This window comes from Luteolibacter luteus, from assembly GCF_012913485.1.
GTDB classification, from domain to species: Bacteria; Verrucomicrobiota; Verrucomicrobiia; order Verrucomicrobiales; family Akkermansiaceae; genus Haloferula; species Haloferula lutea.
This window is the reverse complement of the sequence record NZ_CP051774.1, coordinates 5752689-5778678: the sequence shown is the minus strand read 5'-3', so window position 1 is coordinate 5778678 and position 25990 is coordinate 5752689. Positions and strand designations below refer to the sequence as shown.

General features: G+C 61.2%; 20 protein-coding genes. 14 read left to right on the top strand and 6 right to left on the bottom strand.

Features of this window, described 5'->3' with window-relative positions; translation table 11 throughout:
- Positions 1–13 precede the first annotated feature (13 nt).
- Positions 14–2797: a sensor histidine kinase gene (locus HHL09_RS23880; protein ID WP_169457178.1), complete on the top strand. Its 2784-nt coding sequence runs from the start codon at positions 14–16 to the stop codon at positions 2795–2797.
- Between the two features lie 7 nt (positions 2798–2804).
- Entirely contained in the window at positions 2805–3476 is a 672-nt protein-coding gene (locus HHL09_RS23875; RefSeq protein WP_240963695.1) for a response regulator, read from the top strand.
- A gap of 71 nt (positions 3477–3547) precedes the next feature.
- On the opposite strand, the gene HHL09_RS23870 is transcribed toward HHL09_RS23875, so the two are convergent.
- Positions 3548–4486 carry a choice-of-anchor A family protein gene (locus HHL09_RS23870; RefSeq protein WP_169457177.1) on the bottom strand — a complete coding sequence of 313 codons (939 nt, stop codon included), beginning with the start codon at positions 4484–4486 and terminating at the stop codon, positions 3548–3550.
- 391 nt (positions 4487–4877) lie between these two features.
- Between HHL09_RS23870 and HHL09_RS23865 the strand changes: the two genes are divergently transcribed.
- Complete coding sequence (locus HHL09_RS23865; protein WP_169457176.1) at positions 4878–6923, top strand: glycoside hydrolase family 172 protein; 2046 nt, start codon at positions 4878–4880, stop codon at positions 6921–6923.
- A 7-nt stretch (positions 6924–6930) separates the two neighbouring features.
- Here HHL09_RS23865 and HHL09_RS23860 read toward each other — a convergent pair whose 3' ends face one another.
- Both HHL09_RS23860 and HHL09_RS23855 read right to left on the bottom strand, forming a co-directional pair.
- Positions 6931–7461 carry a hypothetical protein gene (locus HHL09_RS23860; RefSeq protein WP_169457175.1) on the bottom strand — a complete coding sequence of 177 codons (531 nt, stop codon included), beginning with the start codon at positions 7459–7461 and terminating at the stop codon, positions 6931–6933.
- A gap of 18 nt (positions 7462–7479) precedes the next feature.
- Complete coding sequence (locus HHL09_RS23855) at positions 7480–8142, bottom strand: metal-dependent transcriptional regulator (RefSeq protein ID WP_169457174.1); 663 nt, start codon at positions 8140–8142, stop codon at positions 7480–7482.
- A 133-nt stretch (positions 8143–8275) separates the two neighbouring features.
- Here HHL09_RS23855 and HHL09_RS23850 point away from each other — a divergent pair, with 133 nt between their 5' ends.
- From HHL09_RS23850 to HHL09_RS23835, 5 genes are read left to right on the top strand one after another with little or no spacing between them, the layout of a single operon-like run.
- Positions 8276–9259 (top strand): metal ABC transporter solute-binding protein, Zn/Mn family, encoded by a 984-nt coding sequence (locus tag HHL09_RS23850; RefSeq protein WP_205760924.1) that lies wholly within the window; start codon positions 8276–8278, stop codon positions 9257–9259.
- Positions 9260–9267: 8 nt separating this feature from the next.
- On the top strand, positions 9268–10047 hold the full coding sequence (locus HHL09_RS26445; RefSeq protein WP_205760923.1) for a transporter: 780 nt from the start codon (positions 9268–9270) through the stop codon (positions 10045–10047).
- A gap of 11 nt (positions 10048–10058) precedes the next feature.
- On the top strand, positions 10059–10829 hold the full coding sequence (locus HHL09_RS23845) for a metal ABC transporter ATP-binding protein (protein WP_169457173.1): 771 nt from the start codon (positions 10059–10061) through the stop codon (positions 10827–10829).
- Between the two features lie 6 nt (positions 10830–10835).
- Positions 10836–12158 (top strand): metal ABC transporter permease, encoded by a 1323-nt coding sequence (locus HHL09_RS23840; RefSeq protein WP_169457172.1) that lies wholly within the window; start codon positions 10836–10838, stop codon positions 12156–12158.
- Complete coding sequence (locus HHL09_RS23835; RefSeq protein WP_169457171.1) at positions 12155–13069, top strand: metal ABC transporter permease; 915 nt, start codon at positions 12155–12157, stop codon at positions 13067–13069. Before HHL09_RS23840 ends, HHL09_RS23835 begins: the two co-directional genes overlap by 4 nt.
- A 30-nt stretch (positions 13070–13099) precedes the next feature.
- Here the strand turns inward: HHL09_RS23835 and HHL09_RS23830 are convergent, their stop codons facing one another.
- Complete coding sequence (locus HHL09_RS23830) at positions 13100–13687, bottom strand: hypothetical protein (RefSeq protein ID WP_169457170.1); 588 nt, start codon at positions 13685–13687, stop codon at positions 13100–13102.
- A gap of 385 nt (positions 13688–14072) precedes the next feature.
- Between HHL09_RS23830 and HHL09_RS23825 the strand changes: the two genes are divergently transcribed.
- From HHL09_RS23825 to HHL09_RS23800, 6 genes are all read left to right on the top strand, one after another.
- Positions 14073–14861, top strand: coding sequence for an SDR family oxidoreductase (locus tag HHL09_RS23825; protein WP_169457169.1), 789 nt, complete (start codon positions 14073–14075; stop codon positions 14859–14861).
- 103 nt (positions 14862–14964) lie between these two features.
- Positions 14965–15198, top strand: a complete 234-nt coding sequence (locus HHL09_RS23820) for a hypothetical protein (protein WP_169457168.1) — start codon at positions 14965–14967, stop codon at positions 15196–15198.
- A 364-nt stretch (positions 15199–15562) separates the two neighbouring features.
- Positions 15563–18742: a preprotein translocase subunit SecA gene (gene secA, locus HHL09_RS23815; RefSeq protein WP_169457167.1), complete on the top strand. Its 3180-nt coding sequence runs from the start codon at positions 15563–15565 to the stop codon at positions 18740–18742.
- A gap of 171 nt (positions 18743–18913) precedes the next feature.
- The gene (locus HHL09_RS23810) at positions 18914–19450 is read left to right on the top strand and encodes a hypothetical protein (protein WP_169457166.1); all 537 of its coding nucleotides are present in this window, start codon (positions 18914–18916) and stop codon (positions 19448–19450) included.
- Between the two features lie 84 nt (positions 19451–19534).
- Positions 19535–21007: a type IV pilus twitching motility protein PilT gene (locus HHL09_RS23805; RefSeq protein WP_205760922.1), complete on the top strand. Its 1473-nt coding sequence runs from the start codon at positions 19535–19537 to the stop codon at positions 21005–21007.
- A 65-nt stretch (positions 21008–21072) separates the two neighbouring features.
- Positions 21073–21726, top strand: a complete 654-nt coding sequence (locus HHL09_RS23800; RefSeq protein WP_169457165.1) for a 3-keto-disaccharide hydrolase — start codon at positions 21073–21075, stop codon at positions 21724–21726.
- Positions 21727–21738: 12 nt separating this feature from the next.
- On the opposite strand, the gene HHL09_RS23795 is transcribed toward HHL09_RS23800, so the two are convergent.
- Both HHL09_RS23795 and HHL09_RS23790 read right to left on the bottom strand, forming a co-directional pair.
- The gene (locus HHL09_RS23795; protein WP_169457164.1) at positions 21739–24501 is read right to left on the bottom strand and encodes a PQQ-dependent sugar dehydrogenase; all 2763 of its coding nucleotides are present in this window, start codon (positions 24499–24501) and stop codon (positions 21739–21741) included.
- A gap of 51 nt (positions 24502–24552) precedes the next feature.
- Positions 24553–25884 carry a PQQ-dependent sugar dehydrogenase gene (locus HHL09_RS23790; RefSeq protein WP_169457163.1) on the bottom strand — a complete coding sequence of 444 codons (1332 nt, stop codon included), beginning with the start codon at positions 25882–25884 and terminating at the stop codon, positions 24553–24555.
- Between the last annotated feature and the right edge of the window lie 106 nt (positions 25885–25990).

Below are 25990 nucleotides of genomic sequence, written 5' to 3'. Positions count from 1 at the left end.
TCAAACTGCTTCCGTGCGGCTCCTCCTCTTGCTCCTGATCATTCTTCTTCCGCCCCTCGCGGCGAAGGATCAGGAGTTGCTCGTCCGCGTCTGGCAATCCGAGGATGGACTACCGGGAAATGTCGTCCGCTCCCTCGTCCAATCCCGCGATGGTTACCTCTGGGTTGCCACCGCGGAAGGCATCGCACGCTTTGATGGCATCGAGTTCGAGCCAATCGAGCTCGATGGCCAGCAGCGTCGCAATCGCTTCGCCTTCTGGCGGATCTATTCGACCGGCGAGGATGACATCTGGGTCTCCACCTTCCAAGGAGGCCTCTTCCGGATTCGCCACGGGCAGTTCGAGCGCGTGGTGCCGGACACCCGCACGCCACGGCCCCCGCTGGTAACCCAGCTCTTGGAAGACTCACAGGGCCAAGTTTTTTTCAAGCGGGGTGAGGAGCTCCACAAGATCGAGGGCGGCACATTCACGCCCCTGGCCAGTCCACCCGATGACCTTCTCATGCTCTTCGCCAATGACCTGGCGAACCAAGGCAAGGGTGGCCGCCGCCTGATTCCATCCGTCCCGCCCACGCTCGCCGATCGCAATGGGCAGATCTGGGCCGCGGACGAACTTGAGCGCCTCGTCGTCGGCACTGCCGGCGCGAAGCCTGCACCCTTCCTCCTTCCCAATAGCAACCTGCCCCTTTCCTTCAACGAGCTGTTAGAAGACAAGGAGGGTAATATTTGGATCGCTTCCCCGCTCAATGGCCTGGTGCGCGTCCGGCTCAGCCGAGTGGATGTGCTCGATCGCGTGGACGGCCTCACTGACAATGCCGTCTTCGCCGTGATGCAGATGAAGTCCGGGGACTGGTGGCTGGCCAATCGCTCCGGCGGTCTGACCCGCTGGACCCCGGACAATGCCGAGCCGGTCGAAGTCGTTCCAGGCGGTTACCACCGCGCCTTCGGCGTGCTCTACGAAGACAGCCGCCATGTGCTGTGGGCGGCCTCGCGCGATGGCAGCCTCTTCTCCGGGGAAAATGGCAACTTCAAGGCGAGGTTCTCCAAGACCCAGATCCCGTCCAAGGTCCGGGACATCGCGGAAGACCGCAGCGGCACCCTGTGGTTCGGGGGCTCCCAAGGACTCGCATCCTATGCGAATGAGATCGTGCACCAATACGGGCCGGAGCAAGGCCTGCCTGACGACCTGAATATCTCCGCGGTCTCGGTGGTCGCCAAGTCACAGGCGATTGTCTTCGGCAGCATCGATGGCCGTGTCTTCCGCGGCGGGCCGAAGGGCTTCAAGCAGCTCGGCAATACCGGCGACCTGCAGCACCGCTGGATCTCGGCGATTCGTCCGGAGAGCGACAATGAGATCTGGGTGGCCACCCTGGGCAGCGGACTCTTCCTCTGGGACGGCAAGGCATGGCAACACTTCGGCAGCGATCAGGGCCTGCCCGATGAGCGCCTTACCAGCCTCATCGACGACGGGCGCGGCCAGTTCTGGTTCGGCTCGCTCGGTGGCATTCTCCGCGCCAGCCGCAAGGAAATGCTGCAACGCGGAAGGGATCCCGATGCCCCGCTCCACTGGCTGCGGCTCGATCGCTCCGATGGGCTGCCTTCCCGCGAATGCATCGGTGGCTATCAACCGGCCGGATGGAAAGGTCAGGACGGGCGCCTCTGGTTTCCCACCGGCAATGGCATCGTGCGCGTGAAGCCGGAGCTGGTGGAAATCAACCGCGTGGCCCCTCCCGTCTACCTCCGTTCCGTTCGCGTGAACGGGAGCCAGCACGAGGGCGTCGATTCTGCCATCGAAGCCGGGCCTGGCCGCTCGCGGCTTGAGTTCCGTTATGTCGGCCTCGGCTACAGCGCTCCGGAAAAGATCACCTACCGCGGACGCCTCAGTGGCCTCGATGATGCTTGGCGAGAGCTCGGCACCCAGCGCTCCGCCGCCTACGAATCCGTGCCGCCCGGCAACTATACCTTCGAGGTCATGGCCGTGAATGGCGATGGTATCCCCAGCGGGGCACCCGCCATGATCCGCATCCTGATCCGCCCGCACTTCTGGGAAACGGGCTGGTTCATCGCCCTCAGCGGCCTGTTGGTCCTCTCCGCTGCCGCCGGCACCGGATGGCTGCTCGCCCGCTCGCGGATGAAGCGCCGCATCGAGAAGCTGAACATCCGCAACGCCCGTGAGGGCGAGCGCTCCCGAATCGCCCGGGATCTCCATGATGACCTCGGCGCGAGCCTCACGGAAATCTCGATCCTCGCCGCGCTGGCAGCGGAAGACGCCGAGGACTCCAAGCTTCATCCCTCGCTCGACCAACTCTCCACAAAGGCCAAGAACGTGGTCGGCACATTGGATGAAATCGTGTGGGCCGTAAACCCGCGGGAGGACAACCTGCGCTCGCTCGTCGAATACATCGCCGCCTTCGCCCGCGAGTTCCTCGATATTGTCCGCATCCCGCTGCGCAGCGATGTCACCCGTGACATCCCGGACCATCCGCTTGGTGCGCCTCAGCGCCATGGGGTCTTCCTCGCCGCACGCGAGGCGCTGAACAACATCGCCAAACACTCCGGCGCCACCGAGGTGAAGTTGCGCATTGGCATCGCAAACCAGCTTCTCGAAATCCGTATCGAGGACAACGGCCGCGGCTTCAATCCCGATTATGCCCGCGCTGGTGGCGGCGATGGCCTCGGCAATCTAGATCGCCGGATGCAGGAAGCCGGCGGTGAATGCCGTATTGAAACCTTCCCCGGCCAAGGCAGCACCGTCATCCTCACGCTCCCTCTGTTTTCCCAAGAAAAACCCGCTACCTGATCCACCCATGTCCCACGAAGCCATGACCGATGTCGCGATCGTCGAAGACAATGCCGCTCTGGGCTCCAGCCTGCGGAAGATCGTCGAGTCTGCCCCGGAGTTCAATTGCGTCGGCGTATGGACCACTGCGGAAGACGCGCTGAAGAAGATCGATGCCTTCCGCCCTCATGTGGTTCTCATGGACATCAATCTCCCCGGCATGTCCGGCATCGAGGCCACTGCCTTGGTCAAGCAGCACCTCCCCCAGATCCAGGTGATCATGGTTACCGTTTACCGGGATCACGACAAGATCTTTGCCGCGCTCAAGGCCGGAGCCTCCGGCTATCTGCTCAAGCGCTCCACACCCGCCGATGTCCGCGATGCCATCCGCGACGTCCGCTCGGGCGGTGCCCCGATGAGTGCCGAGATCGCCAGGCGTGTGGTGGAGGCCTTCCACCAACCCCAAAGATCCACGCCCTCCGCGCTGGATGAAGTGAAACTCTCCAAGCGCGAAACCGAGATCCTCGAATTGCTCTGCGAAGGCCTCGCCAACAAGGAAATCGCCGACCGACTCAACATCTCGGTCGAAACGGTTCGCGTGCACCTGAAGCACGTCTACGAAAAGCTCCACGTCAGATCCCGCACCGAAGCCGCGATGAAATTCCGAGACGCAAAGGAAGAGCCACGCTTTCCGCTTTGAAGCTATAAAACTGCGACAGCCTTGGGACCGTTAGATCACCAAGGCTGCCGCTCTTCTCCTCCTCTGGAAAATCAGTGGCTTCTCTTCCGGCGCATCGCCAGCATCCCGCCCGCAAGACCCACCAGTAGCGCCGAAGAAGGCTCCGGGATCGGCAGAGGGGCCGGCAGGTTGCCTTGGAAGAGGTAGTTGTGAGCCTCACCGGTGCCAATCAGCGTCCCGGCGATCAACTGGCCGTCGATGTTGCCATTGTTGAAATTCACCGTGGCTTTCGGTGCCAGGATCGAACCCTGCACTCCGACGCCATTCAGGGTCAGGGAGGTCGCATCGACGAAATTGTAGATCACGTTGTTGCGCACCACGGTGCCTGTCCCGTCGCTGTTGAGATCCTGGAAATTCAGGCCCATGTTCTGCATCGCCGCCGAGTCGCCGGTGACGTTCACCAGCACCGTCGATCCCGCCGGGGCATCGATTGTCACTCCCCATGAGGATCCCAGCATCGCGCCGGAAAGCGTGAAGATATTCAGCGTCGGATCGGTACCGACCATCTGGATACCACCCCATTGGTTCGTGGTCGCTCCATTCGAAGCCATGCCGCCCCAGTAGCTGGAAGCAGAAGTGAGATAGTTGTTCGCCGTGGCGAAATCCATGGCGCTGCCATGAGTGGTCGTGCCATGGGGAATCCCGAAGTTTCCGGAGAGTGTGCCGCCGTAAACGAGGTTACCGTAGTGAACTTCCCCGCCGTTGTAGCTCAGGTTGCCACCCACCACCAGCATGTCGCCAGCACTGGAAGGATTGGAGGAGAACTTACTACCCACGCCGTAGTTCGTCAGCGAGGCATCTCCGGCCACCGCCACGCGGCCTTCGGAGTCGACGTTCCACTGGGTCATGTTGCCCAGCACGTAGATATTATAATTCGAAGCGAAGGACAGCACCGCACCATGGGCGGCAGAACCAAGCACGACGAGACCAGCAAACAGCGAACCCGCGAGGGTACGATTGATCAATTTCACGAGGGGAACAGGGGGTGTAGGGGTGGGACACCGCGCGGTGAGAAGTGGGGACGCGCGGCGAGGTGATGTCCGGTTTTGCCCCTGCAAACTTTGCAGAACAAGTTCAATTAGTTAAAAACTCCTGACTTTCGTAGGAACCCGTATATTGATCTATTCCCTCCTACGTGAACGCGTTACGAATATCTACGCGAATCCATTAGAGTTCATGCAATCTGCAAATGTCCGGTTTTGCGGTCGCAGCTTGCGGAGGTCCTCGCTCCCAAGAAATCCTCCTGATCGGCCCCTCTCACTCGGATTCATGACAATTTTACCGGCATGTCATGACAGCTATCCTGCGGCCACCCTCTTTTCGATTTCCTCAAGGCCGCCCTCCTTCTCCTACACTCCTGAAATGAAGCGTAGCAGCCTCTTCTCCCTTTGCATTTACCTTGCCGTCGCACTCCCTGCCACGCTCGCGGCCGAGGTCACATTCGCCTCCCTCATCGGGGAAATGCTCGACCGCGATTCGATCGCACGCTGGCCCTCGCCGGAGTTCACCTGCCATCAGGCCAGCAGCTACGACAGGCGTAGTATCTCCAAGGACAAGGACGGCTGGTTCGCCAATGACGACTTCAGCGGCCGCATCCGCACCGAGACCCGGGATGGACGGAAAGAAGAAGTTCTCATGGAAGATGATGGCCCCGGTTGCCTGGTCCGCTTCTGGATGACCACGGACTCCACCAAACCGGATGGCGGCGTGCTCCGCTTTTATCTCGATGGCGCTGAGCAGCCGGCCCTCAGCTTCCCGGCCTTCGATCTCCTCAGCACGGACCTGAAGCTTCCTCTCGCCTTCCTCACCCCGCATCCGGGCTACGCGCCAAATGGCCTCGGCGGCAGCACCATGATGCTGCCCATTCCCTACGCGAAGAGTTGCAAGGTGACCTGGGAGGAGAAGAGCGCGGGCAAGCGCTACTTCCAGATCAACTACCGCCGCTACGCAAAGGGAAGCGTCGTCCGCAGCTTTACATCACAGGCCCTCGAAGCCGCCCGCCCCGTGCTGGAGAAAGCCTCGGAGCAACTTCTCCATCCGGCTGACGAGTCCGCTTCACCCGCCACCACCGGAAACTTCACCCTCGCTCCCGACGCGGAGAAAACCATCGAGCTGCCACCCGGCCCCTCCGCCCTGCGCTTCATCCGCTTCAAGCTCGACTCCTCTGGGAGCGATGGCCTTGACCACGCGCTCCGCTCCCTGATCGTAAGGATCCGCTTCGACGACGAGGAAACCGTCTGGTGCCCTGCCAGCGATTTCTTCGCCAGCGCCGTTGGCGTGAACGCGATGAACAATTGGCATAATACCGCCACCCCGGATGGCACGATGACCAGCCGCTGGGTCATGCCCTATGAGAAAACCGGCAGCATCACCCTGCAGAATCTCGGCACCGCAACCGTCTCCGGCTCCCTGCAATCCGGCACCTCTCCTTGGAAATGGGATGGCCGCTCGATGCACTTTCACACGGCATGGCATTCCGAGGCTGGCATGCGCACCCCGCCTGTTAGAGAGTGGAATTTCGCGCGTATCTCCGGTCGCGGCGTCTATGCCGGGGATACCCTCGCCCTCTTCAATGAAGTCCCCACCTGGTATGGCGAGGGCGATGAAAAGATCACCGTCGATGGCGAGACCTTTCCTTCCCACTTCGGCACCGGCACGGAGGACTACTACGGTTACTCCTTCGCCCCGCGCCTGAACATGCAGACCCCTTGGGCGAATCTCACCCGCGTGGACGATCCGCAGACCCTGGGCCACAACATCATGTCGCGCAGCCGCAGTCTCGATGGCATCCCCTTCCGCGAGTCGCTCGATTTCGACTTGGAGCTCATGTCATGGGCGCCCACCCGCCTCGGCTACGCTGCGACCGCACGCTGGTATGCCTTCCCGGGCAACAAGTCCCTGCACCCACCGGATCCCACAAGCGCCACCGCTCGCATCCCCACGCTTGAGGACGCCCGGCGCGAGCCCGCCGGCTTCCCCGGCGTTATCGATGCCGAGTCACAGGAGATCATCGCCAGCACGCCTGGACTCGTCCATGAAACGCAGGACATGCGCGTCTTCGGCATCGGCCTCTGGAGCCGCGGCAAGCAACTCCTCGTCCGCGGCACCAAGGTCGGCGACTTCATCACCCTGCAAGTCCCCGCGCCCGACGCAAAGCCGCACGAACTCTTCATCACAGCCACCCGGGCACGCGATTACGGCATCCTGCGCTTCACCGTGAACGGACAGACCTCGAAGAACAGCTTCGACGGCTACGCCCCGGACGTCGTTCCCGCCGAAAGACTATCCCTCGGCAGCTTCACCCCGGTGGACGGCAGGTATCGGATCAAAGTCCAAGTCAGCGGAGCCAATCCTGATTCGAAGGACTACCGCTACTACCTCGGCATCGACTCCTTCCAGATCGAGTGACGCACGCTCAAGTGCGGACAAACCCGGCAGCCTCGGGGCAGTCATCCAGTTCCCCGCGCTGGATGTAGCGATATCCCGCACCCACGCTCCATTCCGGAATGTCGAGGATCCGTGCCAGCCTCGCATGCCGGCCGATCTGGAAAAGCCGGGGTCGGATCAAGGCGAGCGTCACAAGTAGCTCGGAAGCCTTTGGCCTGAAAGCGGAACACAGGTCCCGGCTTCCCGCGGTATCCAGGCAACCGAAAAATCCTGCCGCCATATGCTCCCGTTCCTCGCCATTGTGGAAGATGCGCAGCAGCAGGTGGTCATCATCGTGATTCAAGATCCCGATCGCCCACTTCCCCGTTTCCTTCGAGGCGGTCAGCGCAAGGCTATCGATCTCCCGTAAATCCTGTTGGTCGGAAGCAGAGTCAAAGATCGGCGTCAGGTGCCGGTGCGAGGGCCCGATCACCGACCGCCGCCCCAGGCTTTTCATCAGCTCCGCACACGCCTCCGTGCTCGAATCCGTGACCCACAGCTGCGTGTAAAAATTTCCCATCGGCAGGGCGACTCGTGATTATCGAACGAGCAGCGAGGAAGCCACCGCTTCACCCACAGTTACCAACTCCACTGCCTCACCGACTTTCAGCGTGGCAATCCCCGCCATCTCATCGCGCTCTTTCACGATGAGTTCCACCCCCGGACGCAGGCCATGCTCCTGCAGCCAGAGCAGGAACCCCGGTTCATGGCGCGTCACCCGCACCAGCCGGTAAGCCCCCACCCCGCAGCCGCTCAGCGGGCGCAGGTCCGAGTCTTGTGCCACCACGCCTTGGGCATCCGGGATCGGATCGCCATGCGGATCATGCGCCGGACGTCCCAGCATCTCATCGATGCGCTCTACCAGTCGGTCTGAGAAGGCGTGCTCCAGGATCTCCGCCTCTTCATGGACCTCGGACCAGTCGAGCTTCATGACCTCCACCAGGAAAAGCTCGATCAACCGGTGACGCCGCAGCACCTGCTTCGCCGCCCGCAGGCCCTTCTCCGTGAGCAGTACTCCCTTGCGCGGCGAGTACTCCACATAGCCCTCTTTTTCGAGGTGCTTCATCATCGTGGTCGCCGTTCCCGGCGTCAGCCCCAGATGTGAGGCCACCTTCCCCACGGCCACAAGCTCCCCCTCGCCACCCGTCTCCGCCAAGCGGTGGATCGCCTTCAAATAGTCCTCTACCGTGCTGGATGGCATTGCTGCGGTGGATCGTAGATTTCGAAGAATCAAAGTCGAGAAAAGGCCGCTTTGCCGTGGATTGGAGACGCTCGTTTGGAGTTTTCCGTTTTTTCTTTTTGACTATTCAAAATACAGGATTTGAATTGCCGACATGTCCGCGTTCCCACGCCTCGGTTCCCTTGCTCTCGCCGCGATCGGCAGCCTAGTCCTCTCTTCCTGCGGAAAATCCTCTTCCGCTGGAGCCGCTGCAAGTGACGGCAAGGCAAGGGTCGTCACCACCGTCGCGATGATCGGTGACGTCGTGGGGCAGATCGGTGGAGAGCGCGTGAAGGTGGAAAACCTGATCGGCGAAGGCGTGGATCCCCACCTCTACAAGCCCACCGCTTCCGACGTGAAGAAACTCCAGGCCGCGGACATCGTCTTCTACAATGGCCTGATGCTCGAAGGAAAGATGACGGATATCTTCGTCAAGATCGCCGGCTCCGGAAAGCCGGTTCACGCCGTCACCGATTCCATTCGCGAGCAGGGTAGCTACGTCATGAGCGTCTCCCCGGAACACTATGATCCCCACGTCTGGATGGACGTCACCGGCTGGACCAATGCCGCAGGCGACATCGCCGGATCGCTCGCGAAGTTCGATCCCGCTCACGAGGCGGAATACAAGGAGCGCGCCGCCACCTACACCGCCGAGCTTAAGAAGCTCGATGACTATGCGCGCACCAGCCTCGCCAGCATCCCGGAAAAGCAGCGCGTCCTGGTAACCGCGCACGATGCCTTCAACTACATGGCCCGCGCCTATGGTCTGGAAGTCCGCGGTATCCAAGGCATCAGCACCGAATCCGAAGCCGGCCTGAAGGACATCAATCAGCTGGTGGATTTCATCGTCGCCCGCCAGATCCCCGCGGTCTTCGTGGAAAGCTCCGTTCCCCGCAAATCGGTGGAGGCCCTCGTGGAAGGAGCCAAGGCCAAGGGGCATCAAGTGAAGATCGGCGGTGAACTCTTCTCCGATGCCATGGGCACCGCGGGCACCTATGAAGGAACCTACATCGGCATGATCGATCATAATGTCACGCTGATCACCCGCGCGCTTGGTGGAAACGCCCCCGAGAAAGGCCTGAATGGCAAGCTGAAGTGACCCCTGCCATGAAGACTCTCATCGTCCTTCCGTTCCTTCTAACATCCCTCCCCCTCGCCGCTCACAATCTCTTCAATCCCGTTCACGCGGACCAACTCCGCGAGCTCTCCCCCGATCGCCCCGACACCACGGAGAGCCCCATCACCGTCGATGCGGGGCACATCCAGATCGAGGCCAGCCTCTTCGATTGGCGCCGTGAGCGCAGGAACGATGTCTACACGGCGCTGTCCACCAACTTCAAGGTGGGCCTAACCGATTGCAGCGACCTCCAGATCGTCTTCGATTCCTACATCTGGGAAAACAACGCGGGACCCGCGGGCGATGCCGAGGGTTTCGGCGATGTCACCCTGCGCTACAAGTGGAACCTGTGGGGCAATGATGGTGGCGAGACCGCGCTGGCTCTCTTTCCCTTCGTGAAGATTCCCACCGGCACCAGCCTCAGCAATGACCAGTGGGAAGGCGGCCTCATCATCCCCTTCTCCATGGATCTGAGCGAGGGCCTGGGGCTCGGCCTCATGGCAGAGCTGGATTACGTGGACGATGGCACCGGCAGCTCCGATTTTGAATTCGTCCACACCGCCGTCCTCGGCTTCGATCTCACGGAAAAATGGGGCTGTTTCATCGAATACGTCGGCGTCCTCGGCGAGGACCGCTATGAGGCCTACGCCTCGGGCGGCATGACGTACTCGCTCCATTCCAACCTGATGCTAGATTGTGGCACGCAGGTGGCTCTCAATGACGACGCCGAAGACCTCGGCCTCTTTTCGGGCTTCACCGTCCGCTTCTGAACTTTCCGGCCATGCAGCACGAGCATCCACCCGACTTCCCTCTCACCATCCACGACCTCACCGTGGCCTACCAGCGCAAGCCGGTCGTCTGGGACGTCGATCTGAATATCCCCGAGGGCAAGCTCGTGGGCATCGTGGGCCCGAATGGCGCGGGCAAGAGCACCCTCATCAAGGCATGCCTCGATCTCATCCCGAAGACTTCCGGCTGGGCACACGTCTACGGGAAGCCCTACCGCGAGAACCGCCATCTGGTGGCCTATGTCCCGCAGCGCGAAAGCGTCGATTGGGACTTCCCCGTTTCCGCCTTGGACGTGGTCGCCATGGGCACCTATCGGAAGCTCGGCTGGCTCCGCCGCGTCGGGAAAAAAGAGCGCGCCGCGGCGATGGCAGCCTTGGAGAAAGTCGGCATCGCCCACCTCGCGCAGCGCCAGATCAGCCAGCTCTCGGGCGGTCAGCAGCAGCGTGTCTTCCTGGCCCGCGCCCTCGCCCAAGATGCGAAAGTCTATTTCATGGACGAGCCCTTCGCCGCGGTGGATGCCGCGACCGAGCAAGCGATCATCGAGCTCCTCAAGGAACTCCGCCAGCGCGGGCGCACCTGCCTAGTGGTCCACCATGATCTCGCCACCGTGGCCCAATACTTCGATTGGGTCGTGATGCTGAACATGCGCGTCGTGGCGTCCGGCCCGACTGATGAAGTCTTCACCGACGAAAACCTGAAGAAAACCTACGGTGGCCGCCTGTCCTTGCTGGACCATGCTGCCGAAGCCATTCGCCGTCGCTGAGCCATCATGAGCGGACTGCCATCCATCGACGAACTCCGCGAGGTGCTGATGCTGGAAAGCTACAACACCCGGCTCGTCGTTCTCGCGACCACCCTGCTCGGCATCGGTGCCGGATTGGTCGGCGCCTTCTTGCTGCTGCGGAAGCGCTCGCTGATGGGCGATGTCCTTTCCCATGCCACGCTGCCGGGCATCGGCATCGCCTTCGCCCTCGGCACCTCCATGGCCGGCGGAGGAAAAAGCCTCGGCATCCTGCTCACCGGGGCCACCCTTTCCGGTCTGGCTGGCGTGGCGGTCATGCTGGCGATCATCCGCACCACCCGGCTCCGCGATGACGTGGCGATGGGCTTCGTACTGAGTGTCTTCTTCGGCGCCGGTACCGCCATCCTGCGAATGGTGCAGAGTCTTCCAAACGCGGCGGGCTTGGAATCCTTCATCTATGGCAAGACGGCCTCCATGGTCTCCGGTGACTTCATCGTTATCGCTGTGGTCTCCGTGCTCTCGGCCGTTGCGGTAATCCTGCTGATCAAGGAGCTTACCGTGCTTTGCTTCGATCAGGCCTTCGCAGCTTCGGAAGGATGGCCCGTGCTTTTGTTAGACGGCATCCTGCTGGCTCTCGTCACCGCGGTCACCGTCGTCGGCTTGCAAGCCGTCGGCCTCATCCTGGTGATCGCTTTCCTGATCATCCCTGCGGCTGCAGCACGCTTCTGGACGGAGCGCCTGCCCGTGATGCTCATCCTCTCCGCAGTGATTGGCGGCATCAGCGGCTGGCTCGGTGCCTCGATCAGCGCCTTGCTTACCGACCTTCCCGCGGGCGCGCTGATCGTGCTTACCGCCGCCTCCATTTTCACCGTCAGCATGATCTTCGGCACCACCCGCGGCGTGCTGCCGCGGTGGCTCGATCAACGTCGTCTCCAGCGCCGCGTCGGCCGCCAGCACCTGCTGCGTGCGGCCTACGAAATCCTGGAGTCGAGATCACGGCCTCCAGTGAATGATCCCGTCTCCCGCACCGAGTTGCTGGAGCACCGCAGTTGGACACCGCACCAGCTTGCCCGCGAGCTCTCCCACGCCCGCAAGGAAGATCATCTCGAAGCCCCCACGGATCGGAGCATGATTCACCTCTCCGAGTCCGGCTTCGGCGAGGCCGCCCGCATCACCCGGAACCACCGCCTCTGGGAACTCTATCTGATCCGCCACGCCGATATCGCCCCCAGCCATGTCGATCGGGATGCCGATCTCGTGGAGCACATCCTGGGATCTGAAATGGTCCGCGAACTCGAAACCGAACTAGCCAGCCGCACCCAGGTGCCGGCGAGCCCCCACCGCTTGTGAACTGGACTTCCATCGACACCTGGATCGTGGTCACCGGCGTGCTCTGCGCGATGGCTTGCGCCCTGCCGGGCTGCTTCCTCGTGCTGCGGAAAATGAGCATGATGGGAGATGCCATCAGCCATGCCGTGCTTCCCGGCTTGGCCATCGCCTTCCTCGTCGGCGGCAGCCGCGCCAGCCTCCCGATGTTCCTCGGCGCGGCGATCACCGGAGTACTCACGGCAATCTTCACTCAATGGATCGGCCGCTTTGCCAATGTCGACCGTGGCGCCGCCATGGGTGTGGTCTTCACCACCCTCTTCGCGATCGGCCTGGTGCTGATCGTGCAGGCCGCCAACCACGTGGACCTCGATCCCGGTTGCGTGCTCTACGGGGCAATCGAGTTCACCCCGCTCGATACGGTAAAGATCGGCTCCTTCGAATTGCCCCGTGCCGCGGCAGTGAATGGCGGCGTCCTGCTCTTCAATGCCGGAATCATCGCCCTACTCTACAAGGAGCTAAAATTGAGCGCCTTCGATCCCGCTTTGGCCGAAACTCTCGGATTCTCCTCCTCTTTCCTCCACTACCTCCTGATGACCATGGTCGCGGTGACCACCGTCGCCGCCTTCGAATCGGTCGGCAGCATCATCGTGATCGCGATGCTGATCGTCCCTGCCGCAACCGCCCAGTTGCTGACCCGCCACCTGCTGCCGATGCTCTTGCTCGGCGTTGTGCTCGCCGCAGCCTCCGCAGTTCTTGGCCACCTCGGAGCCATCATCTTGCCACCCTTGGTCGGCTTTGAAAGCACCACCACCTCGGGCATGATGGCCTTCGCCGCAGGTCTGATCTTCCTCCTCGCATGGATTTTTGCACCCCGGGAAGGCCTGCTCACCCGCCGCTTCGGAAAGCTCGAAGCCCCCGAACCGAACCTCTAGGAGCAGGCAGTGTCTGCTCCATGGGGAATTTCATTCCTCCGGATACTTGAACTTCGGCGGAGCTTCCGCGGGCGCACCTTGCGGCGGGATCAGACTCGTGGTGAAGTCTCGGATCTCCTTCCAGAGCTGGCGATAGGCGCGATACTCGGCCGTTTCTTTGGCTAGGATTTGTTCGCGGGTTTCGCCTTCACCAATGATGGCGAGACCGTGGCTCGTGCCGACCGTCTTTGGGTTCCGCTCGTAGAGTTCGTGCCAAGACTGGAGATAGACGTAATGGTTGCCCCTCAGCAGATCGATTTCGTGGTAAGAGGCATCCGGACCGACATAAACGAGATCGTCCGGTCCTTTTTTGAAGACGCCTTCCTTGTCGAGCTTCGTCAGGAAAGCGGTGACTTTGGCGGGATCGGTCTTGCCGCTCAAGTAAGGTGGGCCGCCATCCTCACGATCCTTCGACCAGAGGATGCTGCCATCCGGCCAAACAGCGACAAGGATATCAGGCTTGGCGCCCAAGCTTTCCTTGATAGCCACGGAAATCGCCGGCGGGCCTTCCGGAAGGGCAGCCGCAGAGGCGGTGACGAGGCCATGGCAGGCGGCGAGGGCGAACAGGAGCTGCTTCATGAGACAGGTAAGATCGGGAGGACCGCGGGTTTATTCATCGATCGATAGTCGGAGGAGGGACAGAGGAGACCTATTCTTGACCAACGATTAATGATTTTACCTCACCCTGGCAGTAGAAACGCACCTTCCCGATGTGCGAGATTGGGCGATAAACATGCCTGCCAAACCCAAACCGCCCTTCGTCAAACCTTCCCGGGGCCCTTCACTTCGGAGTTCGATGTTGGAAGTCCGATCTTCAACGGCCCCTTCCCCCCACGTTCCGCCTGTTAATTTTCCTGTTTTAACAGGCGTAACAGGTGGCCGGACGCCCTCGCTGACGTGCCGCTGCCCACCCTCCCATCATTCCACTTGCCCCAAGGGGCGTTTCCAACAGAACCTCCGATCCATGCAAACCGCTGCGTTTTTCAAAGACTTGTTCGGCCTCGAAGGACAAACCGCCGTCGTCATCGGCGGAACTGGAGAACTCTGCGGCTGCATGGCCCAGGGCCTCGCCCACGCGGGTGCCGAGGTCGTTCTGGTCGGCCGTATCCGCGAGAAAGCGGAGCGCCTGCTCAGCAGCATCGAGGAATTCGGCGGCAAGGGCTACTTCCTCCCCGCGGACGTGACCTCCCGCGACTCGCTGCAGGAGCTCGTCGACCAGGTCGTGGAACGCTCCGGTCGCGTCGATATCCTGATCAACGGCGCCGGCATCAACGCCCCCACCCCTTTCCTCGACATTCAGGAAGAAGAATTCCAGCGGATCATCGACACGAACCTGACCGCGGTCTTCCGCACCTGCCAGGTCTTCGGGAAATATTTCATCGAGCAAGGCGTCCCCGCCTCCATCATCAACCTCGGTTCGATGTCCGGCCTCGTCCCGCTCTCCCGCGTTTTCACCTACTCCGCCAGCAAGGCGGCAGTGCACAACCTCTCCAAGAACCTCGCCCGCGAGTGGGCCGAATATTCGATCCGCGTGAACACGCTTGTCCCCGGCTTCTTCCCCGCCGAGCAGAACCGCAAGGTGCTGGATGAAAGCCGTGTCCTCGACATCCTCCGCCAGACCCCGATGAGCCGCTTCGGTAGCCCGGACGACCTCATCGGTGCCACCCTGCTCCTCGCCTCGAATAAGGCCGGCGGCTTCATCACCGGCACCGAGCTGGTCGTCGACGGCGGCTTCAATGCCATGAAGATCTGAGGCTTACCCTTGGACTAAAACGCGTGAACATCGGCTGAACTGATGTTCACGCGGAAACAATCGAGTCGGGTATAGCGAAGGAGGATGGCACCCTCCTTCTTTGATGAATGCTGTCACCCGCTACCTTGCCTCCCGGGATAACCGGTTCTTCCGCGTCTCCCTTGGCCTCGCAACCGCCCTTGGCCTATGGGGACTCAGGCTTCCTGGCTTCGACCTCGTTTTTATCCTCGCGGCTCTGGTCGTCCTCCTGATCGCCGCGCTCCTCGCTCGCAAGTATCGGGGAAAGATCCCCCGTCCATTCGAGGGAGGACTCGAGTGGCACTACAGCGGCGGGTGATGGCTGACGACCAGCTAGATACCCCCGTCATCCCCGCATCAACCAAGGGGCAGTCCTGAGATATTATTCCAAGGCGATTCACAGTTTGGGCGCTGTCTCCCCGGATTCTTCAAGCAAGCCGGATGCTCCACAGTCAAATTGGGCTCGAGATCGCCCGAATTCGCTCATCACCAAAGATCGCAGCTGCCGTTTTATGGCCTCCTCCCGCTCTTTTCAGTCGACCCGATGACACACATGGTAATGCTTTCCCCTACAGTCGCTACAAAAGCGGGCAAAAGCACCCTGCCGTGCCGCTTGCACAGTCGCGAATCCGCGTGTATTGCGTGCGCCCCGGCTGCAACACCGGCTCCTACCTGCCCTTCAAATGATCAAGTGGATCCTTCAGAAAATCGTCGGTAATAAGAATCAGCGGGAAATCCGCCGCATTCGCCCGACCGTCGAGCGCATCAAGGAAATCGAAGAGGCCCTGCAACGGGAGCCCGAGGAAAAGCTGCGGGAAATGACCGCCAAGTGGAAAGAGCACCTTTCCCGCTACCATGAGCTCCACGTGGCCACCAAGCCGCAGCTCGAGCGCATGGAGGCCGAAGGCCTTGCCGAAGCTGCCGCCTACATGAACGAGCGATTCGGCCGTCTTCGTGAGGAATTCTCCGGAGTGCCCGCCAAGGTCGAGCCGACGGTCGCTTCGATCGAAGCCGCCAAGTCCGCTTTCCACGATCTGGAGCCGGAATTCATCCCGGCCCGCGCCAAGTACCTCGAGCAAATCCTGCCCGAAGCCGCCGCCGTGGTGAAAAATGGCGCGCGCCGCATGTGTGGTAGCACCATCAGCGTCTGCGAGCAGCCGCTGAAGTGGGAGATGGTCCATTTCGACGTCCAGCTCATCGGCGGTATCGCCCTCCACCGCGGGATGATCGCGGAAATGATGACGGGTGAAGGTAAGACCCTCGTCGCCACCATCCCGACCTATCTCAACGCCCTCACCGGCCTCGGCGTTCACGTCATCACCGTGAACGATTACCTCGCCCGACGCGACTCGGAGTGGATGGGTTCCCTCTACAAGTTCCTCGGCCTGACCGTCGGCTGTATCCAGAACCAGATGCCGCCGTGGGACCGCCGCCAGCACTACACTTGCGATATCACCTACGGCACCAACTCGGAGTTCGGCTTCGACTACCTGCGTGACAACGGCATGGCGTCCACCAAGGACGAGCAGGTGCAGCGCGGCCACTACTTCGCCGTGATCGACGAAGTGGACTCGATCCTGATCGACGAAGCGCGCACGCCGCTCATCATTTCCGGTCCGTCTTCTGTCTCCAGCCATCAGTTCGACAAGTACAAGCCGCTGGTCGAACAAATCGTTCGCCAGCAGACCCTGCTCTGCAACGAGCTGATGTCCGAGGCGAAGAAGCTGCAGGAAGCCGGGGACACGGAGGCCGCAGGCCGCGCGCTCTTCAAGGTGAAGCTCGGCCAGCCTCGTAACCGCCAGCTCATGCGCATGATGCAGGAGCCGGATATCCGCCGCCTGCTGGAAAAGACCGAGCTTTCCTTCTATCAGGACGCCCAGAAGAAGGAACTCTTCGACCTCAAGGAAGAACTCTTCTTCACCATCGACGAGAAGAGCCACGACTCCGACCTGATGGAGAAGGGCCGCGAGTTCCTGGCCCCCGGCGATTCCGAAGCCTTCGTGCTTCCCGACATCGGCACCATTTTCGCTGACATCGACAACGACCCGAGGCTCACCGACGAGCAGCGCGCCGAGCGGAAGGAAGCCGCCCAACAGCGGCTCGATTCCCAAGCGGAGAAGATGCACAATATCTCCCAGTTGGTGAAGGCCTACTGCGTCTATGAAAAGGACGTCCAGTATGTGGTGAAGGATAACAAGGTGATCATCGTCGATGAAAACACCGGTCGTGAGATGCCAGGCCGCCGCTGGTCGGATGGCCTGCACCAGGCCGTCGAGGCCAAGGAAGGCGTGGAAATCGAAAAGGAGACCCAGACCTTCGCCACGATCACCATCCAGAACTATTTCCGCCTCTACGAAAAGCTGGGCGGCATGACCGGCACTGCCGAAACGGAAGCCGCCGAGTTCGCCGATATCTACAAGCTGGACGTGCTGCCGATTCCGACCAACCGGCCGAATCGCCGCCAGGACCTGAACGACCAGGTCTTCAAGACCCGCCGCGAGAAATACAACGCGGTGATCAAGAAGATCGAGGAAGCCCACGGCAAAGGCCAGCCGGTCCTCGTCGGTACCGCTTCCGTGGAAGCCTCCGAGACCGTCTCGCGCATGCTCAAGCGCAGCAAGATCCCGCACACCGTGTTGAACGCCAAGTTCCACATGCAGGAAGCCGAGATCGTGGCGAATGCCGGCCAGCGCGGTGCGGTGATGGTCTCCACCAACATGGCAGGCCGCGGCACCGACATCAAGCTGGGTGAAGGCGTCTCCGAACTGGGTGGCCTCTTCGTGATCGGCACGGAACGCTACGAGTCCCGCCGCGTCGACCGCCAGCTCCGCGGTCGTTGCGCCCGTCAGGGCGACCCGGGCCTTAGCCAGTTCTACATCTCCTTCGAAGACGACCTCATGCGCAACTTCGCCGCGGCGGATCGCATGACCTCCATGATGGAACGCTTCGGCATGCAAGAGGGCGAGGCCCTCGAGCACTCTTGGCTGAACAAGTCCGTCGAAACCGCCCAGAAGCGCGTCGAGCAACGCAACTACACCTGGCGCAAGCGGGTGCTTGAGTTCGACGACGTGATGAACAAGCAGCGCGAGGTCGTTTACGGTTACCGCAACGAAGTGCTCTCCACCGAGCAACCGCGGGATCTGGTGAACGAAATCATCGAAAAGGTGATCCCCGCCAAGGTCTCCAGCTTCCTTGCCGATCGCGACGAATCGAATCCGGACTACAACGAGCTGATCCACTGGGTGAACTCCACCCTGCCGATCCGCTTCTCCCAGGAAGACCTCGATCTCACCGACAAGTCCGCGGAAGAGATCGCGAACTTCCTGATGAAGCGCGTGAAGGAGGCCTACGAAGCCCGCGTCGACGGCCTGCCTCCGGAAATCCTGGAAATGGAAGAGCGCCGCATGATGCTCGCCGCGATTGATCGCCAGTGGCAGGCTCATCTCTATAACATGGATGCGCTGCGCGAAGGCGTGCATCTTCGTGCTCAGGGTCAGAAGGACCCGCTCGTCGAATACAAGGTCGAGGCTTACGATCTCTTCGAAGCCCTGATGGGGAACATCGAGCAGGAGGCCCTTCAGAACCTCTTCCGCTCCGCTGGCAACCTCGAAGCGATCCTGCGCCAGCTCCACGGCATGCCACAGCAGCTCCAGAGCGCCGAGCAACCGGAACCGATCACCCGCGCCAATGTCGCCTCCACCGGCAACTCCGGAAATATCTTCATGGAAGATGGTGGCGAAGTCCGCCTGAACCTGCCGAAGCGCCGCCCGCCGAGCTTCGACATCGACCAGCTCGGCCGCAATGCTCCCTGCCCCTGTGGCTCGGGCAAGAAGTACAAGCAGTGCTGCGGCAAGGAAGCCTGAAGCTTCCCGCAATCAATGATTCCAACGGAAGGCGGAGGGGTAACCCTCCGCCTTTTGTTTGTCACGATTCAGGACCGGCTGGCAGTAGAACAAGCCGCGGTCTTCGCTTATTTCCCTGCATCTTCACTCCGGCTTCGTCGGGTTATCATTCTCCGCGATTCCACTGATCCCATGCGAGGCAACGAAACCCCTGATCCAGAGCTGGCTCGCATTACCCGGGTGGCACGCTTGGTTCTGTTCGTCCTCGCGACGCTGTTCCTGCTCCCGGCTGGCTTCGTCCTTTTCGTGGTGGGAGCACTTGTTTCCGAAGATGCTATCACCAGTGTCAGCTCACGGGAGTTCGGCGTGATCGTCACGGCTCTCATCCCCGCGATCACCGGCACGCTGGCTTGGGTTGCCTTGGGCCTCTTGCTCTTGCGGCCCGCCTATCCCCGCTGGCACTTGGGGGTTTGGGGTGTCGTCCTGGTGTTCGGCTACAGCTCCATCCCATGCTGCCTCGGATGGCTCGCTTTCTCGGGGGAGATGAGCATTGACTCATTCAATTGGGTTGCCGTTCTCGCGCTGGCCGTCGCGATTGCCTGTATCATCCACGGCTCACGGAATCGACTTCGTGCAAAGCTCTCGCTCCAACGTCCAACGACCCTTGGAGCGTTTATCCCTCTTGCGGACAGCTTGGCTGAACACCCCAAGAAGAACCGGGCCCATTGATACAGCAATCACGAGGCGGGCATTGATTCAGACAAATCCCCTTCCCGCTGGCATTCTATGAGGAAGCGCCCAGATACTCCCTAAATGGCCGTCATCGATACTTTCCTCAAACTGATGCTGGAGAAGCGCGCCGAACGGCTGGTGCTTGTGCCGGACGCCGTACCCGTCCTTCTGAAAGCCGGGGAAACCATCGAGCTCTCGATGCCTTCCATGAGGGGCGATATCCTGCAGCGCGTTGCGAAAGAGATCGTCGGCATCGATCCAAGCGCCGACCTCGGCGCCAGCCGGCGCGAAGGCACCTTCCGCGCCGCCGATGCTTCGGAGTTCGGCTACCACATTCAGCCGTCGGGATCGGATTGCCGGATCGATATCCATACCCTCGGTTCTGCGGCACCGGCGGCAACACAGCCGCGTGAATTCAGCCTCGCCGAATTGGCAGAGGCATCCGGTGGAAGCAGGCTTCCCTCACCCCCGCCACCTTCGCAGGGAATGCCTTTCCATTCCGGCCCTGAACTTCTTGCACTCATCGACCAGTGCATGTTCGAGAACGCCTCGGATCTCTTTCTTTCCACGGGGAAGCCACCGCGCGTGCGCCGCAAGGGGCAACTCATCCGGTGCGATGCCGCGGCACCGACCAGTGCGCAGATCGAACAGCTGATTCCTGACGAGGACTCGCGCACCCGATTCGAGAAGACAGGCAGCACCGACTTCGCCGTGCGCTGGGAACTATCCGGAGGCAGCCGCCGCTTTCGTATCAATATCTTCCGCCATCTTGATGGTGTCGCCGCTGCGCTGCGCCCCATCCGCGAGCGTCTGCCTACGATGGCCGAGCTCGGCCTTCCCGAGTCATTGTTGGACCTGGTCTCCTATCCCGGCGGTCTCGTGCTCGTCACCGGGACCTCCGGCTCTGGAAAATCCACCACCCTGGCTGCACTCATCGATCACCTCAATCACACCCGCGCGCGCCATATCGTAACCATCGAGGACCCGGTGGAATTCCAGCACCGAGATGTCCAGTGCCTGATCCATCAGCGCGAGGTCGGACCGGATGTCGAAAGCTTCAGCTCCGGCCTTCACGCAGCGTTGCGCGAGAATCCCGACGTCATCCTCCTGGGTGAGCTCCGTGACCTCGAGACGATCTCCGCAGCACTCACCGCCGCGGAAACCGGTCACCTTGTGCTCGGCACGCTTCACTCGGGAAGCGCCAGCTCCGCGGTAAATCGCATCGTCGATGTTTTCCCCGGTCATCAGCAACCCCACATCCGCGTGCAACTCGCTTCGTCTCTCCGCGCGGTTCTTTCGCAGCGGCTCATCCCGACACGTGCAAAGACCCTTGTCCCCGTTCTGGAGAAACTCGTCGTCACCCCCGCTGTTGCCACCGGAATCCGCGAGGGCCACGACCACTACATCCGGAATGCGATGCTCACCGGGACCGAGGAAGGGATGATCACCTTGGAACGGTCGCTCGCGACTCTGGTGCGGAAGGGCAGCATCGATCTCGAAACGGCGAAGCGTCATGCGGTTGACGAGAAGGCCCTGGCACACCTTCTGGAATAAGCGTTGCCGAATACTGTCGGATCCGCCCGTTGCCGCGCTTCAATGCTACTGCTAATTCGCGGGGTATGTTCCTCAAAGCCCTTCGTTTCATCGCTCCCCTGCTCCTCACTGTGGGATACTCCTCCGGCGAAGAGTGGCAGACGCTCTTCAACGGCAAGGATCTCAGCGGCTGGCGGGCGAACGTAATGCCGGAATCTTTCTCCGTGGTTGACGGAACGATCCGTGCGCACGCGCCGGCCGAAAGCGCCCACCTCTTCTATGCGGGAGACCTCAAGGAGGGATTCGAGAAATTCAGGAATTTCATCCTCGAAGCAAAAGTTCGAAGCGAGCCGGGCTCCAATTCCGGCATCTTCATCCACACCGACATGAGTATCCGTGACGAGGCGCACCACCTTGCCAAGGGCTACGAGATCCAACTGAACAGCTCTGACAAGGAAGCCCGCAAGACCGGCAGCCTCTACGCCATCGTGGACCTCGCCAAATCCCCGGTGGATGAAAGCCAATGGTTCGACGTGCGCATCACCGTCGTGGACCAACGGATCACCATCCACCTTAACGACAAACTGGTGGTCGACTACACCGAGCCGAAGGATGCGAAAAGACCACCCGAACGAGCCGGACGCCTCGTCTCCCCCGATGGCGGAGGGATCGCCCTCCAAGCCCATGATCCAAAGAGCACCTTTTACTTCAAGGATCTCCGGCTCAAACGACTCCCGTAAGGATCATACCTTTCACTGACCGGCTTTCGCATCCAGCTCCTTGATCCACTTCTCCAGCGTTTCCACCGCGACCTTGTCCACGACATTGCGTGTGAGGGGGGGCATCTGTTGGCCAAGGGTCGATGAGGACATCCTCACATGCATCATCGATCGTGCGGGGTCTCCGGGCGCCAGGATCTTCGCACCCGCAATGCCCATGGTGTCCCGCAGATCCCCGCTGAATAGGTTCTGCTTCGCGAGCGGAGTCTCGAACCGGGCATCCCACTGGGCACCCGTTCCTCCCGGGCGATGACAATGGGCGCAGTTCGCATCCAGATAAGAACGCACGCGATCTTCCAGTGATGCCGTGGCGTCATCGACCCGGCAGGTCTTCGGATAGCCCTTGATCGCGGCTTCATCGACTCCAGCGCCAAACATCTGGAGGTAATTCCAAGTGCGAAGCTGGTTGTCGCTCCGCCCCTCCGGATAAGCATGATCGCCGTTCAGCTGCCGCGCCTTCGGCCCGAGCACGAATCCTGCATTCGACGTGTGGCACAAGAAGCAGAGCGCTCGGGCTGGGTAAGTCCAGGTCTGCTCCTGCATCTTTCCATCATCCCCGGAAATCTTCAGCACTTCTTCTGCTCCGCCCGCATCCACCAGCTCGGCATCGCTCTGATCCGCCTTCCATCGGTAGCTCGCACCATAGCCGAAGCCACCTGTGGCATCCAACACCAGCAATCTCGTCTCCAAGCGACGATGATTGGCGCCAATCTCGAAATGCTGCACGAAGATGGTCCCACCCGGCCACGTGAACTCTCCCGTTGGAGAAAAGCCGATTCGCCCCGACTCTGGAAGAATCACCCAGTGCCGGGTCTCCGCTCCATCCGTCCAAGCAGGGGCATTCAGCGAATAAGGCACCACCCCGGGCTTCGGTGTCAGCTTGCCATCGCTAAAAATTCCGGTCGCCGAAAGAGTGGGAGGCAATCCTTCCGCCTCGCTCGCGGGAACCTTGAGTCCCTTCACCACCGGACGGGTGACCATCCCGTAGGGTTCCTTACCCGTGATCGAAATGGCCGCATTGGCGACAGCACTTTGCTTCGCACCTTGCTTCCATGCGATCGCCTTGACCGTCTGGCCAGCATCGAGCTTAAAAGGTTCTTTGTAGATTGTCGCGCCTTCTCCCGGCTCCTTGCCGTCGGTGGTGTAGTAAATCTTCGCCCCCGACAACCCACTGGCGATGCTAACCCACACCGGCCCGCTAAAGCTTCCGCCAGACGGCGTGATGACCGGAGTCTCCACTTGATTGGAAATGCCGAAGGGCTCGCTCTTCACCTCGGGCAGATCTCCGCTACTGGCCCGGAGGATGAGTCCATCCCCCACCGTGCTTACGTGCAATCCAGAAAAGGTCGCCACGCCCTTCACCGCGGCAGCCTTCGCAATCGCACCGCCATTCCCGAAGCTCAGCGTGATCGGATCGCTCGCGCCGCTGACCGTCTTCCCCTCGGCATCCTGGAGCGCGACTTTCACCGTGCCTATGCTGCCCCCGAGCATGGCATCAACGGGCTGTTGGACTACCGCCAGCTTCACCGCCTGCCCGCCGCCGCTCCATCGCACGCGCCACAGGGAGCCGTTTTTGCTCTCGCTGTTTGCTTCATCGGATCCGCCGGGAATGCCCGCGCGCTCGATATACCAGAGCGATCCATCAGGAGCGATGTCCACATCGATCGGGCGATTGATCTTGTTCGCGAAAGCCTCACTCTTTTCCGGATTCGCCGGATCGATCGAGCGGATCCAGCCCTTGTAGTCCGTGAAGAAAAAGCGGCCCGCATACTCCGCAGGAAAAGCCCCGGCACGCGGTGATGCGGGATTGTAGAAATTCCCTCCACAGAGCGCCGTGGCATCGCCGTGATCATAGGCATGTGCCGGTTCCTGATATCCGGCAGGCTCCTTCTGTTTGCGACGCGGACCATCGATCTCGGGCCACCCGTAATTCAGCGGCATCGGAGCAGCCGCGGTGTCGTAACGATCGATCTCCTCATAATTCGCGCCGACCATGCTGAGGTAGAGCAGACCGGTCTGGGGCTGCACTGCGATGTTGAAAGCATTGCGCAGCCCCAGCGCGACGATTGCACGGTTCTCGCCCTTGAACTCCTTGTAGTAAGGATTGTCCTCCGGGATCGACCCGTCCTTGTTGATGCGGAGTAGCTTACCTAACAGGTTGCCGCTGTCCTGAGCATAGGCGGCATTGGCATTCTCGCCGGTGCCGATGTAAAGCTTGCCATCTTTTCCGAAAGCCATGCCGCCGCCATTGTGCCAGCCGGTTTTGGAGAGCTTGTTCAATTCAAGCAGCACCTTCTCGCTCTTGGGATCGGCCACGTTGCCCTTCAGTGTGAAGCGGCTCACACGGTTGTGGCTGGAGTTGTGGCTCTTGTCCTTGGGGTCTTCGTTCAGGGTATAGTAGACGTAGATCCAGCCGTTCTTTTGGAAATCCGGATCGAAGCACACGCTCAACAGCCCACGCTCATTCCAAGCATCCACCTTCTCGCTCAGATCCAGCACCGGCTCCGTCACCAACGCTTGATCCACGATCACCCGCAGGAAGCCATGCTTCTCACAAAGGAACAGCCGGCCATCGGGAGCAAAGCTCATGGTGGTGGGATTCAGCCCCTCCGCGATCTTCGTCTCCGCGAAACCCGCGGGCAAGGTCGCCGCTTTTACCGAAGCGCCTCCTGCCAGCAGCAACGCCGGAATCGCGTGGAGCAAACAGCGTAGCCGCGGAGGAGTGAGGAGCATCATGCGCCTCATGGAAGCGGAGTTCCTTCCTCGCCCGCAAGGCGATTCCCCCGGCTACCTATTCGAGTAGGGGGCGCAGGCCAACATCCGCTCCGCGACGAAGCCTTGCGTGGACGAGGTATCGGGGTCCTCCGGGGAATCATCCGGAGGGATCGGCACCACCTCCGGCTCCGGGATCACCTCGTCGATCTGCTCGTCATCCGGCACCGTGCTCGCCAGCCGCTCCGGCTCCCTCAGGGTGAAGATCATCGAAGGGTAGTGGGAGAAGAACAGTGGCTCCCCACCTGCATCCGGAGCGATGACGGTCGGGTTGAAGCCCTCGCCGTCCACAGGCCTTTCATAGAGCAATGAGGACTCCTCGGTCTCAGCCTGGCGATCCCACTTGAGCGACCAAAGGCGTCCCATGCCCCAATCGCCAAAGAGGTACTGCCCCTCCAGCGACGGCAAGCGGCTGCCTCGATAGACAAAGCCGCCGGTGACACTGATCCCGCTTTCACGGCCATACGCATGAATCGGCTTCACGAAGGCATCCTCGTCTGTCGGCGACGACGCGCGCGAAGCCAGGCGTTCCGGACCTTCCATCTCGCTCCATCCATAGTTCGCCCCGCGCTTCACTAGATTGACTTCTTCCCAGGTCTCCTGCCCGACATCGCCGGTCCACAGGGTACCCGTCTTACGATCAAAGGACATGCCCCAAGGATTGCGGAAACCAATCGCCCAGATCTCCGGGCGGATCTCCTGCTTGTCCGTAAAAGGATTATCCGCCGGGATACCATAGGCCAATCCTTCACTCCGGCGGTCCACATCAAGGCGCAGGATTTTTCCATGGAGCGACCACAGGTTCTGCCCAAGGCGGTACGGGTCATCGCGCAGGCCGCCATCCCCGATGCCCAGATAGAGATACCCATCGCGTCCGAACACAATACCTCCGCCCCAATGATTGCCCAGCGGGTGCGGATACTCGAGAAGTACCCGCTCCGAGCGGCGATCCGCTTGGACAGCATCCCGTGAGATCATGAATTCGCTCAGGACCGTCCGTCGTGGTCCGCGCTGCGTATAGCACACATAGAAGCGGCCGTTCTTCTTGAACTGCGGGTGGAAGGCGATGCCATGCAGACCTTCCTCAAACTCGGTCTCCTCACGAAGCTTGTCCCGCAGATCAAGGAACATCGGAGCGGACGATGCGTCGCGATCCTCGGACAAGAGGCGGATCTGTCCACGTTGCAGCGCCACCGCCACACGTCCGCTGCCATCGGGTATCACCGCGGCAGCGGAAGCGTTGTCGTCGAAGGTGAGATTCGGATAGGCTGGGACCAGTTCGAAACGCGGAGAAACTTCCGCCGAAGCGAAAGCACTCGCACCACAGAGCAGTAGAAGGGAGGTCACCCGGAAATCAGGGAAACGAGGGAATCCGGAAATTCGCATTCCCCACCCCTAGGCACGCGGCTCGCGCGTGCCACCCTGAATCCATTGTGAGGTATTTCCCTACAAC